The sequence below is a fragment of the Bacillus sp. FSL M7-1345 genome, assembly GCF_038006985.1.
GTDB lineage: Bacteria > Bacillota > Bacilli > Bacillales > Bacillaceae_G > Bacillus_A > Bacillus_A cereus_U.
Window position 1 is genome coordinate 4,164,331 of record NZ_JBBOWG010000001.1, and the last position, 15,434, is coordinate 4,179,764.

Sequence of the window (15,434 nt, forward strand, 5' to 3'; positions counted from 1 at the left end):
CTTATTTCGCGTCGTACCAAGTTGGACCGTAAGAATAATCAACTTTTAACGGAACTGCTAGTTCAATTGCATGCTCCATTACTTCAGGTACAAGCTTCTCTAATTTTTCCACTTCTTCTTTTGGCGCTTCAAAAATCAATTCATCGTGTACTTGCAGAAGTAAGCGAGCTTGTAGGCCTTCTTCTTCTAAGCGATCCGCCATAATAATCATAGCCTTTTTAATAATATCCGCCGCACTACCTTGAATTGGTGTATTCATTGCTGTACGCTCTGCAAAGCTACGTAAATTAAAGTTACGGCTCGTAATTTCTGGAATGTAACGACGGCGATTTAATAACGTTGAAACATATCCTTTTTGCTTCGCATCTTTTACAATGTCAGCCATATATTCTTGTACTCCAGGGAAGCTTTCTAAATACCTTTCGATAAATTCCCCTGCCGCTTTTCTCGTGATTCCTAAGTTTTGTGAAAGGCCGTAATCACTAATACCGTATACAATGCCGAAGTTTACAGCTTTTGCTTGTCGTCTCATATTAGATGTCACTTCATCTTTTCCAACACCGAATACATCCATAGCTGTTTTCGTATGAATATCCATGTCATGTTGGAACGCTTCAACTAAACCTTCATCTTTTGCAATGTGAGCAAGCACACGAAGTTCAATTTGTGAATAATCAGCCGCGTACATAATCCATCCTTCTTCTGAAGGAATAAACGCCTGACGAATCTTCCTTCCCTCTTCTAAGCGAATCGGGATATTTTGCAAGTTTGGTTCCGTTGAACTTAGTCGTCCTGTTTGCGTTAACACTTGGTTAAAGCGAGTATGAATTTTAGATGAATCGTCATGTACAACTTTTAGTAACCCTTCAATATATGTAGAGTTTAGTTTCCCTAATTGACGGTAGTGTAAAATCTTCGGAATGATTGCATGATGATCCATAAGCTTGTCTAGTACATCAGCAGATGTAGAATAACCTGTTTTCGTCTTTTTAATAACAGGTAAATTTAAGTTTTCAAACAGAATAACCCCAAGCTGCTTCGGTGAATTAATATTAAATTCCGTTCCTGCAAGCTCATAAATCTCTTGTTCCATTTCCTTTAATCTACCCGCAAGCTCTTCTCCCATATTACGAAGACGCTTCGTATCAACTGTAACACCTTTCACTTCCATGTCAGCTAATACACGAGCAAGCGGTAATTCTAACTCTGTAAATAGTTCATATTGCTCATTCTTTTCTAACTCTTCTACGAATGTTTGCTTCACATCGAATAATACATGCACTTTACGAGCGACATGCTCAGCTACTACCTCTTGCTCAGGAACAGCACGCTTGGCACCTTTCCCGTACACTTCTTCGTCAGATTTTACCGCATGTGTTTCTTTCATTTTCGCAACAGCACGGAAATCTTTATCGGTATCAGCTGGATCAAGTAAATAAGCGGCAATTAATAAATCAAAGTCAATCCCTTGAATATCTATACCTTTCCACTTGAGAGCAACGATAGCACGCTTCGCATCAAATGTATGTTTTCTCATTTCTCCATTTGCAAGCCACTCTTTAAAAGCATCCGATTTAAGAGCAACATCGGCCGGAATGAAGTAACAACCATTTTCATTTTGAATACCAAAACCTTGAATATCGGCTTTATGATAGTTATCTTCTTGCACTTCAACAATAAGCGCACTATCTTGCTGAAGCATTTCTTCTGTAACTTCTTCTACAATATCAAATGTAATATCATCTAATTCAGCTGGAGCCGTTTCCTCCGGCGTAACACCTAATTTATTTAAAAGGGATGTAAATCCTAAATTCTCGAACATTGGAATCAAATCGCTTGGTTCATACCCTTTATATGCCATATCATCTACATGCACAGTAATCGGTGCGTCTGTAATAATAGTCGCAAGTTCTTTACTCATAAGGGCTTGTTCTTTATTCGCTTCTAACTTTTCTTTTAATTTCTTTCCACTCACTTGATCTAAGTTTTCATATACTGCTTCTACCGTTTCAAATTGCGTTAATAATTTAATGGCTGTCTTCTCACCAACACCTGGTACACCTGGAATGTTATCTGATTGGTCTCCCATTAAACCTTTCATATCGATAATTTGCTTTGGTGATAAGCTATATTTCTCAAATAAAGCTTCTTTCGTATATTCATCTACTTCTGTAATCCCTTTGCGAGGAATACATACGAGTGTATTATCTGAAACAAGTTGCAGTAAGTCTTTATCTCCTGAAATAACTTTCACATGAAACCCTTGCTCACTCGCTTCTTTCGCTAAAGTCCCCATAATGTCATCCGCTTCATAGTTTTCTAATTCATAGCGCGGAACATTAAATGCATCAAGTACTTCGCGAATAAATGGGAATTGCTCTGATAGTTCAGGTGGCGTCTTTTGACGCCCTCCCTTATAATCACTATACGTTTTATGACGGAACGTTGTTTTCCCTGCATCAAACGCCACAAGCATGTGCGTCGGTTTCTCTTCCTCTAATATTCTCATTAACATCATCGTAAAACCATAAATTGCGTTCGTATGTATACCTTTGTCGTTATTTAAAAGCGGTAGTGCAAAGAAAGCACGATACGCGATATTATTACCATCTACTAATACGACTTTTTTTTCCAAACTACAAACCTCCCCATACAAATTTGAAACGATTTTCCCACAGAAAAAAAACCGTTCCTATCCTCTCTCTATATTAACATGACTAATAGAGAGAAGAAAAATAACGGTTTTTTTCTATCCTATATAAACAGACTTACATTGGCATAAAAGGGAAGTGACGAGAATAGCATAACTACTCTCGTCCAAAATTACTCCTTGGATGAAGGGGTTTTCATATATTATATTAACAGAGCTTTATTAATATTTAATTAAGCCATTGTTAATATATTGTAAATATCCTTCATCCTATTTTTCAGTAGCTGATTTTGGTAAAACAACTGTAAATGTTGTACCTTCTCCAACCTCACTATCCACTGTAATCGTACCTTGATGTGCTTCAACTAAATGCTTTACAATTGATAAACCAAGACCCGTTCCACCCGTATTTCTACTTCTCGCTTTATCAACTCGATAAAAACGTTCAAATATACGAGGGATTTCTTCTTTACTAATACCAATTCCAGTATCCGACACTTTTATATACGCATTATATTTATCCTCTAATAATTCAACTGAAACAACGCCTCCAGCCGGCGTATATACGATTGCATTATTAATTAAATTAATAAAGATTTGTTTTAAGCGGCTCGGATCTCCAATAACGGAAACTCGTTTCAATACATTCACTTGTAAAGAGATTTCTTTTTCACCCGCTTTATTATCAAGCACCATGTGAATGTCTTCAAGAAGCCCCTTCATATCAACCGTACCCATATTTAATCTAAACCCTTGCTGCTCGATTTTTGACAAATCTAATAAATCTTCAATTAATCCTTGCATACGCTCACTTTCTTTTAAAATGATATGCAAGAAATGTTCGCAGAATTTTTTATTATCCATCGCTCCGTCCAAGAGTGTTTCTGAAAAACCTTTAATAGAAGTAATCGGTGTCTTCAATTCATGAGAAACATTCGCTAAAAAGTCTTTTCTCATTTGTTCTAATTTCTTTAACTCTGTAATGTCATGGAATACGAGAACAATCCCTTTCCACTCATGGTTTGTCCCAATAATTGGCGCTCCGTATACTTCGAAATGCTTGCGCTCAATACCTAGCGGCAATAACATTTGTTTACGCACTTTCACTTCTGTCATAAAAATTTCTTCCACAAGCTCAATAATTTCCGTATGGTGAAACGATTCATAATATAAACGGTCTAAATATTCTTCATCTGTTACGTGGAAAGTCTCCTTATAAGAACGGTTTACAAGGTTTATATAACCACGGCTATCAATTAAAATCATTCCGCTTCCCATATTTTCAATTAATGTGTGCAAACGATCTTGTTGCATTTCTTGTTCGAGTGTCATCTCTTGTAAATTACGAGCTAAAATATTAATTGCTTTACTCAGCATTCCTGTTTCATCCGAATGGCTTTCATATGCACGCGCTTTATAATTACCCTTCGCTAATTCAATCGCAACTTTCGTAACTGATTCAATCGGCCTAATATATTGTCCTGTAATTTTGACACCTAGGAATACAACTACGAGACAAGCAATGACAAATCCGATAATTAATAATCCCCACGTTTTTTGATGAACGTCCCTCAAAGTATCAATTGTACTTTTCACCAAAATGTATCCTTGTTTCCCTTCTACATCCTGGACGAACACAGCATGATAAAATTCATTCTTTTGATCTGTTTCTTTCGTAATGACTTTATTTTTTTGTTTTCCTGCTTCAGAAGAAAGTTCTTTAATCATCTCTTGACTAAATGCAGATTGTTTCCCTCCGCTATATTGAACTTTCTTTTTTTCATCCACAAATATAATAGAAGCTGGTATTTGTTCTTCTAACTTTTCAAATACATACGGCTTTTTTAAAACAGAATCAAACCCTTGCTCCTCTGCTAATACAGCAACATACCTTGTCTCTTTTACCATTCTTTCTTTAGCATGATCTATATAGTAATTTTCAAATACGGTTTCTAATAATACACCTAGTCCAACTAAAATAAAAACGATAAGAGAAACAAAAGTAAAAAGAAGCCTGGAACGAAATTTATTCATCCCCTTTTGGCTCCTCTAATTTATAACCTAAACCACGTATCGTTTTAATGTACGTCGGTTTTTTCGTATTTTGTTCAATTTTATCGCGCAAATGGCTAATATGGACATCAACAATTCTTGTATCACCGGCAAAATCATAATTCCATACAGCACTCAATAATTGGTCACGAGTTAATACACGACTTTTATTTTTTGCAAGATAAACAAGTAACTCAAATTCTTTCGGTGTTAGTTCCAGTTTCCTACCTTGGAAGTACGCTTCATAAAACTCCGGTAAAATTTTAAGCTCTGCAATTATGATACTATCTTCATCTGGCGTTTCCGAAACTTTTTCTTCTTGCTGTAATTTCGTGCGGCGCAAAATCGCTTTCACACGAGCAACAACTTCCCTTGGGCTAAACGGCTTCGTCATATAATCATCAGCCCCAAGCTCAAGACCTAGCACCTTATCAAATTCATCATCTTTTGCTGTTAGCATTAAAATCGGCGTCATAACACGCTGCAATCGTAATTCTTTACAAACTTCCATACCATCCATTTTTGGAAGCATTAAATCTAATATAATTAAATCTGGGCGTTCTGTTGTCGCTTTTTGAAGCGCCATTTCTCCATCCATCGCTGTTATAACTTCAAACCCAGCTTGTTGTAAATTAAATTCAATTAAAGTTAAGATAAATTCCTCATCATCAACTACTAAAATACGATTGTTCATTCTTTTCCTCCAAGTTATAGACTTGAAACCTTCTTCATCCTAGTATTTTCCCCGTTATTCTCATCATACTAGAAAACAAGGTCTCCCTCAATATAATTGTCTATTCATGGAGCTCGTTTGTACTAGAGTTTCGGAAAATAAAAGCAATCGTAACTTCATTCCCTCTATCCGGTCGCTATCCAAACTTTATAGATGAATCTATCTTTTTTAAACTCTTTTTCCGTATGAACTATAAACTCTCGATTTTGCGCTAGGAAAAACGAAAGAGCATACGCTATTTTATAATCTGGTGTTTCATATCCATCAAATACTTTCCCGTACATTTCATTCGCGATTGAATCGGCCCACACTTCAGCTTCTCTTATCGTTTCAAAAATAATGTCTTCCCTTTCCCATTTCAAAGTTATATCACCCTTTCCAAACAAAAAGCAGCGCTAGCATACCCTTAATAAGAATATGACTAGCGCTACTTTTATATCATTCTAACTTTCATTTTTTAAAAATTATCTAATGCTTTTTCCATAATGGAAACAGATTTAAAAGGTGGTGTTACTGTTAATGAACCTTTTACAACAGTTTCTCCTTTTTCATCATGAGCAAATACAAGCATATCAATTGTATGTTCCTCCTCTGAAACAGCCACAACTTCAAAGTGGATTTGTAACGTTTCATAATGGTGAACATGTTTCACGAACGTAAGGTCCTTCCTAGTAATATGACTACCTGGACCTGGTAAATATTTCGTAACCGCCGTTGTAATCAGCCCCGTTAGCATAATGCTTGGGACAATCGGCTTTTCATACGGAGTTTGGGATGCGTAATCATGCTGAATATATAATGGATTGGCATCATTCGTTAACCCTAAATACAATAACAAATCTTTATCCTCAATTTTTTCAGTGATAGATAATTTCTCTCCTACTGTAATTTCATCCATTCTACGACCAATTTGAACTTTTTTCTTTAACATGTTACAACCCCCTCCGATTTTTTCACCTTATTATCCTACTAAAAGCGATACCTTATCCGAAAATTACTATGACGAGGGCAATGTATAGTATAAGTTTATAGTTTCATTATAGGATACACCAAATGATAGCGTTTTCATATTATTTCAAAAAAACAATTTAGTAAATAGTAGAAAAAGATTCGGGGCCCCGAATCTTTTTCCGCTTATATTTAATTATTAAACAAGAACTTTCATAACGTTACGTACAGATTCTACAGAGCGATCTAACGCTTCTTTTTCATCTGCAAGAAGTTCTAATTCAATAATTTTTTCAATTCCGTTACCACCTAGAATTACTGGTACCCCTAAGTAAATGTCACTATAACCATACTCACCTTCAAGGTATGCAATAGCAGGTAATACACGGCGTTGATCTTTCAAGATTGCTTCTGTCATTTCAACTAAAGAAGCTGCTGGCGCGTAATATGCACTACCGTTTCCTAATAAGCCTACAATCTCACCGCCACCTTTACGTGTACGTTCTACGATTGCCTCTAAACGCTCTTTCGGAATTAATGTTTCTAACGGAATACCACCTGCATAGGAATAGCGTACAAGAGGTACCATATCGTCACCATGTCCACCAAGAACAAATCCTGTAATGTCTTTCACAGAAAGGTTTAATTCTTGTGAAATGAATGTACGGAAACGAGCTGTATCTAATACGCCCGATTGACCGATAACACGCTCTTTCGGGAATCCTGCTTCTTTAAATACAGAATATGTCATTGCATCAACTGGATTTGTTAATACAACAATAATCGCATTTGGTGAATGTTTTGCAATGTCGCGCGTAATACTTTTCATAATTTTAGAGTTTGTTGCTACTAAGTCATCACGGCTCATACCAGGCTTACGCGCAATACCTGCTGTAATAACGACAACGTCAGAATCAGCAGTATCTGCGTAATCAGATGTACCAATAATGTTAGCATCAAAACCTTGTACTGGGCTCGCTTCTAACATATCTAACGCTTTCCCTTTTGTTGGATTTTCCAGCTGTGGAATGTCCACTAATACAACATCTGCAAGTTCTTTTTGTGCTAATAAGAATGCTGTTGTTGCTCCTGTAAATCCTGCACCGATGACTGAAACTTTCTTGCGTTTGATTGTCATAATTTACCCCCCGCTTTAATTATGCGTTTTTGATTATCGCTACATCCATGTTTTTAATAAGTTCATTAGCGAACTCAGAACATTTCACTTCTGTTGCACCTTCCATTAAGCGTGCGAAATCATAAGTTACTACTTTTGATTCAATTGTTTTCTCAACTGAATCAGTTACTAAATTCGCAGCTTCGTTCCATCCTAAGTGCTCTAATAATAATACACCAGAAAGAAGAACAGAAGATGGATTTACTTTATCTAAACCTGCATATTTTGGAGCTGTACCATGTGTAGCTTCAAAGATAGCATGTCCAGTCACATAGTTAATGTTTGCACCAGGTGCAATACCAATTCCACCTACTTGTGCAGCAAGTGCATCCGAGATGTAGTCTCCGTTTAAGTTCATTGTTGCAACAACATCGAACTCACGTGGACGAGTTAAAATTTGTTGTAAGAAGATGTCTGCAATAGAATCTTTTACGATGATTTTCCCAGCAGATTCTGCTTCTGCCATCGCTTTATTCGCTGCATCTTTACCATCTTTTTCAACGATACGATCATATTCAGCCCAAGTAAATACTTTGTCGCCAAATTCTTGTTCAGCTACTTCGTAACCCCAGTTTTTGAAAGCACCTTCTGTAAATTTCATAATGTTTCCTTTATGAACTAATGTAACAGAAGAGCGTTTTTCGTTAATTGCATATTGAATCGCAGCACGAACAAGACGCTTTGTCCCTTCCTCTGAAATTGGTTTAATACCAATCCCTGATGTTTCTGGGAAACGAATTTTATTAACGCCCATTGCTTCTTTTAAGAATGCAAGAACTTTTTCCGCTTCTGGAGAACCTTGTGCATATTCAATACCAGCGTAAATATCTTCTGTATTTTCACGGAAAATAACCATATCAGTATCTTCCGGACGTTTTACAGGTGAAGGAACACCTTCAAAGTAACGAACTGGACGTAGACATACATATAAATCTAATTCTTGACGAAGCGCAACGTTTAGAGAACGAATACCACCGCCAACTGGAGTTGTAAGTGGACCTTTAATTGCGATTAAATATTCACGAATTAAATTTAAAGTCTCTTCTGGTAACCACTCGCCTGTTTGGTTGAATGCTTTTTCCCCTGCAAGCACTTCTTTCCAAACAATTTTCTTCTCACCATCATATGCTTTCTCAACTGCTGCTTCTAGTACGCGAGATGCTGCAGCCCAAATATCAGGACCAATTCCATCTCCTTCGATAAATGGAATAATCGGATTGTTTGGTACATTCATAACACCATTAGTTACAGTAATTTTTTCACCTGTCGTCAATGTGATAACCCCCATGTTTGAAATTTCATATGTATGAAACTGAGGGAATAACCCCTCAGTTCAAACCGTTAGTCAAATTAAAATATTCTAATCATTATATCTTTCCGAAAAAATCAGACTTTTGAAAGCGTATTTTCACTATCAAAATAGTGTTTTTCACTTATCGTTGCGCAATTGGAACATACACTTGATGCGTAGGTCCATCATAATCAGCACGCGGACGGATTAAACGGTTATTTTCATATTGCTCTAGAATATGAGCTAACCAGCCTGACATACGGCTAATCGCAAAGATAGGTGTAAATAGGTCATGGTCAACTCCTAAACAATGGTATACAGAAGCTGAATAGAAATCAACATTTGGTGGAAGACCTTTTTCTTTTGTTACAATGTCTTCAATTTTGATAGACATATTATACCATTTGTCTTCTCCTAAAAGCACGCATAATCTCTTAGACATTTCGCGTAAGTGTTTCGCGCGTGGATCACCATGCTCATATACGCGATGACCAAATCCCATAATTTTCACTTTATTTTGAAGAGCATTATGAATATATGATTCTACATTTTCTTCTTCGCCAATTTCAGTTAACATCTTCATTACATTTTCATTTGCCCCGCCGTGAAGAGGACCTTTTAATGCACCGATTGCTGCTGTAATACCAGAATACACATCTGAAAGTGTAGCTACGCAAACACGTGCAGTAAATGTAGAAGCGTTTAACTCATGATCTGCATGAAGTACAAGTGCCTTATCAAAAGCCTCAATTTCAACTTCATTTGGCTCACGATCATTTAACATGTACAAGAAGTTTGCAGCTAATGATAGATCTTTTCTTGGCTCAACAACATCTAAACCTTTGCGAATTCTTGCATAAGCCGCAATTAAAGTTCCGACTTGAGCCTGTAATTTAACCGCTTTCAAATAATTAGACTTTCCATCCATTATTTCAGCGCTCTCATCATATAATGATAGCATGGAAATCGCAGTTCGTAAAACCGACATCGGGTGCGCGATTTTTAAATCTACTTGTTTCAAATATGTTAAAATTTCACCTGGTACTTTATAGTATTCAGATACAGTTTCACTAAATTCCGCTAGTTCTTTTTCGTTAGGAAGCTTGCGGTGCCATAATAAGTATACTACTTCTTCGAACGTAGCATTCTCAGCTAAATCATCAATATTATACCCAACATAAGTTAATGTATCATCAATAATAGAGCTCACAGATGATGTTGTTGCTACTACCCCTTCTAAACCTCGAATAACAGTCATGACATTCTCTCCTTTTCCTGAAAATTCTCCCAACCTTGCTCCTTATATCTATTTGCTCCCCTTATAAATTATGAACGCTCGTTCACTCTTTAGGCAAGCAAAATGCACGTTCATGCAAATTTGTTGCGATGTTCCCCTCTAATTGTCCATTACTTACAGGGAAAGCATGAGCGTGAATGTCTCTCCGAATCCTCACGCTCTGAACAACAAGTTAGTGAGGAAAATGAATTCCGAAGAGTTTATGATAAAAACAACATAAAACAATATCATTATAAAATTGTTTTATGTTGTTTTTATTTTATCTGGTGTAAAGTCTCTGCTGTTATGTAACTTTTCAAAGTTTCTAATCCTATTATAAACAATTATCTGACTTTTGTGAACAGGAAGAATTCAAAATTTTTATATTACTATAAAATTCCTTATTTAAACATTTGTATAATACTCATAACTGCATAGGCAATTCCAGCCCCAATTAACGGACCTACAGCAACTCCATTAAATAAAGCTACAGCTATAATTGTCCCAAAAACAAGTGCGGTTGTAATATGAGGATCAGTCGTTAATAATTGCACCCCACCTTTCGCCAATAAAGCAACCGCTACTCCTGAAGCTAAAGCAATCCATGCATAGTATGATTTCGCCGCTTCTCCAAGCTGTTTAAACCCTATTTCCCCCGTCGCAATTGGGACAAGCACCGCAATTGTAATAACCGTCACACCGAGGTTAATTCCTTTCGTTTGTAAATAAGGAAAGACTTTATCGCCTAAAAACGTAAACTTCAATAAAAATAACACTCCAACAGCTACAGTAAGCGATTGGTTTTTAGCAATAAGTCCTATAATAAGTAGTATGAATAAAAATAACGTTGACTGACTAATCATGATTGCACTTCCTTTCTGAAAATAATGAACTTGTTTCCAAACAAAAATACCCTTAAACCTATCGTTATACATGCTATACCGATGCATATTTGACAATTATATAAAGAAAAAAATTGATTTTCATATACATTCCAAAATTACAAACAAGACTTTAACCAGAAAAAAATAAAGCATGCATATACATTTAAAAGCGGATGTCTCTCCTTTCTTTTATAATAAGAAACAGGTAAAATAAAAAAGAGAGAAAATGAAGTTTTTACCATATAGTAGAAGCGTCACCAACAAGCTTCTGTAGTCATTAATCCGCTGCAAAAGCAGGCTAAATCCATCATTCCACTATAACATAAAGTGCAACTTTGATCAGTGAATCTCACTAGTTATAAGTTGAACGAATTAGGATAATCCAAATTGGAATGGGAGGTATACATCTTTGAACCGGAACTTACTATATATGATATTACGACTCATATTTGTCATTGCAGCAACGGTAGTTGGGTTCTATACATTGCTGCACATGTCAGGCCTGATCTACCCTTTTATTATCGCTTTTGCATTCGCTTATTTGATTAATCCTGTCGTCAATTTCCTTAATCAAAAACTACAATTCCCTCGCGCATTAGCGGTACTCGTTAGCTTAATTCTCGTATTCGGAGCTATCGTCGGACTCGTTACATACCTTGTAACTGAAGCAATATCTGCCACAACATACTTACTACAAATTGTCACAGTGAAGTTTCCAGATATCGTTGCATTCGCCCAAGAATTTGCACTTAATCATATTATGCCTCTCTATGATGATTTAATTTCTAAATTTAATCATCTTGGAGAACCACAGCGATACACTATTACACAAAACATTCAAAACTTAGGCACCGGAGCAACGACACAAATGAAAGAACTTTTAACCGCCATTATAAGCGGATTAACAAATTTCATTAGTGCATTACCAACAACTTTAACTGTCCTTGTATTCGTCTTATTAGCCACCTTCTTCATTAGTTACGATTGGCACCGTCTTGCTCATAAAGTAAGAAAACTTCTACCTAATCGTTTACACGGATACGGAAAAACTATTTTTGTCGATTTAAGAAAAGCTTTGTTTGGTTTTGTTAAAGCGCAACTTACACTCGTATCTATGACAACTATCATTGTACTAATCGGCCTTTTAATATTACGCGTGCCATACGCAATTACTATCGCGATTATTACAGGGGTTGTAGATTTACTCCCGTATTTAGGAACTGGAGCCGTCTTCGTTCCTTGGGTTATATACGTATTTTTCACAGGTGATACTGCATTCGCCATCGGTCTTCTCATCCTATACATCGTCGTGATTGTCCAAAGACAAATCATGGAGCCAAAAGTACTTTCATCTAATATTGGACTCGATCCATTAGCGACACTCATCGCTCTATTTGTCGGCTTTAAGCTCTTTGGTTTTTTAGGATTAATCATCGGTCCAGTCATATTAGTACTACTTAATACATTACACAAAGCTCATGTATTCCACGATTTATGGAAATTCATTAAAGGCTCACCATCAAAATAATGTTTTCTAACTCATACACAACAAAAAATCAACTGTAATCAGTGGGAAATTCCCACTGATTATTCACTGTACTTTTTGCACTACTACATTTAAAAGGGGATTTCCTAAAAAAGGATAATTCTCTTATTTTTTTGCATAAAAACGCATATTTCAGGCCGGAAATACATTTTTATTCTATTTATTCTATAATTATTACTTACATTTATTACTTTTTATGTAAATGAATAAATATACAAAACAAGGCAGGTGAACCCTTTAATCAGTAATTTTTCTTCTCCTATCTAACTTCTGCTCACTAGTCGAATCTTACTACATGCAAGAACATCACCCTAATGTAACACTTTTCATTCACAAGAACCCTCTGTATCCTATCGTTTAATAACTAACAATAATCCACCCCCAACAAGAAGCTAACAATTGACTATAAATAGCAAACAAAAAAAATAACGCGTAGATCGCTATAATCTACGCGTTATTTCTGAACAATAATAGTAGTTCTCTTTCTAAATTTCCAATCAATCCACTTCATAACAACCGGCTTCAATAAAGCCCTCGTTACAGGAACAACAAAGATAAAACCTATTATATCCGTCACATATCCAGGCAGTACTAAAAGAATACCTCCTACGAATATAAAAATACCATCTAGAACCGTATCACCGGGCATTTCTCCTCTATTTAACCTAAATTGAATCTCTCTAAGCACTTTAAACCCTTGTCGTTTCGCCAAATATACACCAACAATACCCGTAAATACAATCATAGCGAACGTAGACCATAAACCTATTACATGACTCGATCCTATCAATACCGCAATCTCGATCGCCGGTATTACAATAAGTAAGAATAGTAACCACTTCACAGCTCCACACTCCTTCATATTTCATTCAAAAGGTGAAAGCATCACTTTCCACCATCCACCTTACAAAACCCCGTACGAGCCTCTTAAAACGCTCATACAAGCTTTACAAAGGACGAATAACCCTCTTCCACTAAACATTATAATAAACGTTTTTCAAAGCGATTTCAGGCATTTAAAGCTAGCTCTATACTTTTTTGTGTAAAAAAAAGAGAAGGACTCCGATCCTTCTCTCCGTATTACTTCTTATAGCACTTCCGCATGTCCATTATAAACAATTCCGCGCGCTGCATCAACTGTTACTTCTTGGCCACTTTTTAAAGTTGTTGTTACGCCGTTTACACCAACGATAACAGGAATACCGATTGATACACCTACAACAGCTGCATGGCTTGTTAGACCGCCTTCTTCTACAACTAGAGCTGCAGCTTTTTCAATTGCAGGAATCATATCTTTATCAGTGCTTGTTGTAACAAGGATATCACCTTTGTTTACGTTCGCTACAGCTTCAGCAGCTGTTTTCGCTACAACTACTTTACCTTTTGCAGCTTTACGACCGATTCCTTGCCCTTTAGCAACTTCTTCACCAACAACGTGGATTTTCATTAAGTTTGTTGTACCAGTTTCAGCAACTGGAACACCAGCAGTGATTACTACAGTATCTCCAAGTCCGATTAGACCCGCATCCATACCTGTTTGAATTGCTGTATCTAACATTTCGTCAGTAGAAGCTGCACGTTTTCCAGCCATAAATGCTTGAACACCCCAAACAAGTGCAAGACGACGTCCTACTTGCTCGTCAGATGTTACAGCTACGATTGGAGATTTCGGACGGTATTTAGAGATCATTTTCGCAGTATGTCCACTTTCTGTTGGAGCTACGATTGCAGCTACATCAAGAGCAAGTGCTGTGTGCGCAACAGATTGGCTAATTGCATCTGTAATTGTTGGAGTGAACTCTTTAATACGTTTTTTGAACATATCTTCATATTGTAATGATTTTTCAACACGTACCGCAATGTTAGCCATCATTGTTACAGCTTCTACAGGGTATTGACCCGCAGCAGTTTCACCTGAAAGCATGATTGCATCTGTTCCATCGAAGATTGCGTTTGCTACGTCACTTGCTTCCGCACGAGTTGGACGTGGGTTACGTTGCATAGAATCTAACATTTGTGTTGCAGTAATAACTGGTTTGCCTAATACGTTACATTTTTTGATTAGACGTTTTTGTACTAATGGTACTTCTTCTGGTGGAATTTCTACACCCATATCACCACGAGCAACCATTAAACCGTCAGAAACTTCTAAGATTGAATCGATGTTGTCGATACCTTCTTGGTTTTCGATTTTTGGTACGATTTGGATGTATTGAGCGTTATGCCCTTCTAATAATTCACGAATTTCTAATACGTCAGATGCTTTACGTACGAAAGATGCTGCGATGAAATCAACTTTTTGCTCGATACCGAAAACGATATCTTGTACGTCTTTTTCAGTGATACCAGGAAGCTTAATGCTTACGTTTGGTACGTTAACACCTTTTTTATTTTTTACAGTTCCGCTGTTTAATACTTTTGTACGGATGTCTCCGTCAGCTTTCTCGATTACTTCTAGTTCGATAAGACCGTCATCGATTAGAATACGAGAACCTGGATCAACATCATCATAAAGACCAGCATAAGATACAGAGAACTTCTCTGCAGTTCCTAATACTTGTTCAGTAGAAAGAATTACTTCTGCACCTGTTACAAGCTCAGCTTGTCCGTCTACGAAGTCATGTGTACGGATTTCTGGACCTTTTGTATCAAGTAAGATACCAACTGTTTTACCAGTTTTCTTTGAAGCTTCACGAATATTTTTAATACGAGCTCCATGCTCTTCATGGCTACCATGAGAGAAGTTTAAACGAGCAACGTTCATACCCGCTTCCATTAATTGCTCTAATTTCTCAATACTTTCACTAGCAGGACCTATAGTACATACAATTTTAGTTTTACGCATATTGCACCTCCGAAAATTATGAAACCGTTCCC

At 36.7% G+C, this 15,434-nt stretch carries 12 protein-coding genes; 1 reads left to right on the forward strand and 11 read right to left on the reverse strand.

Translation table 11 applies throughout. The features are described from left to right. Position 1 precedes the first annotated feature (1 nt). The 9 genes from polA to MHB76_RS21790 all read right to left on the reverse strand — a co-directional run bounded on the left by polA (position 2) and on the right by MHB76_RS21790 (position 10,990). Entirely contained in the window at positions 2 to 2,635 is a 2,634-nt protein-coding gene (polA, locus tag MHB76_RS21750; RefSeq protein WP_078172711.1) for a DNA polymerase I, read from the reverse strand. Positions 2,636 to 2,920: 285 nt separating this feature from the next. Further along, positions 2,921 to 4,684 (reverse strand): sensory box histidine kinase PhoR, encoded by a 1,764-nt coding sequence (gene phoR, locus MHB76_RS21755; RefSeq protein ID WP_002112194.1) that lies wholly within the window; start codon positions 4,682 to 4,684, stop codon positions 2,921 to 2,923. Continuing rightward, entirely contained in the window at positions 4,677 to 5,396 is a 720-nt protein-coding gene (gene phoP, locus MHB76_RS21760; protein ID WP_002112195.1) for a two-component system response regulator PhoP, read from the reverse strand. Before phoP ends, phoR begins: the two co-directional genes overlap by 8 nt. Before the next feature lie 164 nt (positions 5,397 to 5,560). After that, on the reverse strand, positions 5,561 to 5,797 hold the full coding sequence (locus MHB76_RS21765) for a hypothetical protein (protein ID WP_002034283.1): 237 nt from the start codon (positions 5,795 to 5,797) through the stop codon (positions 5,561 to 5,563). 95 nt (positions 5,798 to 5,892) lie between these two features. After that, positions 5,893 to 6,366 carry a MaoC/PaaZ C-terminal domain-containing protein gene (locus MHB76_RS21770; protein WP_002015489.1) on the reverse strand — a complete coding sequence of 158 codons (474 nt, stop codon included), beginning with the start codon at positions 6,364 to 6,366 and terminating at the stop codon, positions 5,893 to 5,895. A gap of 216 nt (positions 6,367 to 6,582) precedes the next feature. Further along, positions 6,583 to 7,521 carry a malate dehydrogenase gene (mdh, locus tag MHB76_RS21775; protein WP_002160261.1) on the reverse strand — a complete coding sequence of 313 codons (939 nt, stop codon included), beginning with the start codon at positions 7,519 to 7,521 and terminating at the stop codon, positions 6,583 to 6,585. A gap of 19 nt (positions 7,522 to 7,540) precedes the next feature. Next, on the reverse strand, positions 7,541 to 8,833 hold the full coding sequence (gene icd / locus MHB76_RS21780) for an NADP-dependent isocitrate dehydrogenase (protein WP_002112198.1): 1,293 nt from the start codon (positions 8,831 to 8,833) through the stop codon (positions 7,541 to 7,543). Positions 8,834 to 8,993: 160 nt separating this feature from the next. Continuing rightward, positions 8,994 to 10,142 carry a citrate synthase gene (gene citZ / locus MHB76_RS21785; RefSeq protein WP_002112199.1) on the reverse strand — a complete coding sequence of 383 codons (1,149 nt, stop codon included), beginning with the start codon at positions 10,140 to 10,142 and terminating at the stop codon, positions 8,994 to 8,996. 386 nt (positions 10,143 to 10,528) lie between these two features. Beyond that, positions 10,529 to 10,990, reverse strand: coding sequence for a DUF441 domain-containing protein (locus MHB76_RS21790; protein WP_002112200.1), 462 nt, complete (start codon positions 10,988 to 10,990; stop codon positions 10,529 to 10,531). Between the two features lie 430 nt (positions 10,991 to 11,420). Here MHB76_RS21790 and ytvI point away from each other — a divergent pair, with 430 nt between their 5' ends. After that, positions 11,421 to 12,539, forward strand: a complete 1,119-nt coding sequence (ytvI, locus tag MHB76_RS21795) for a sporulation integral membrane protein YtvI (RefSeq protein ID WP_340987644.1) — start codon at positions 11,421 to 11,423, stop codon at positions 12,537 to 12,539. Between the two features lie 472 nt (positions 12,540 to 13,011). Here ytvI and MHB76_RS21800 read toward each other — a convergent pair whose 3' ends face one another. Together MHB76_RS21800 and pyk are read right to left on the reverse strand one after the other, a co-directional pair. Beyond that, positions 13,012 to 13,401 (reverse strand): FxsA family protein, encoded by a 390-nt coding sequence (locus MHB76_RS21800; RefSeq protein WP_002160258.1) that lies wholly within the window; start codon positions 13,399 to 13,401, stop codon positions 13,012 to 13,014. A gap of 243 nt (positions 13,402 to 13,644) precedes the next feature. Further along, positions 13,645 to 15,402, reverse strand: coding sequence for a pyruvate kinase (gene pyk, locus MHB76_RS21805; RefSeq protein WP_002160257.1), 1,758 nt, complete (start codon positions 15,400 to 15,402; stop codon positions 13,645 to 13,647). Positions 15,403 to 15,434 lie beyond the last annotated feature (32 nt).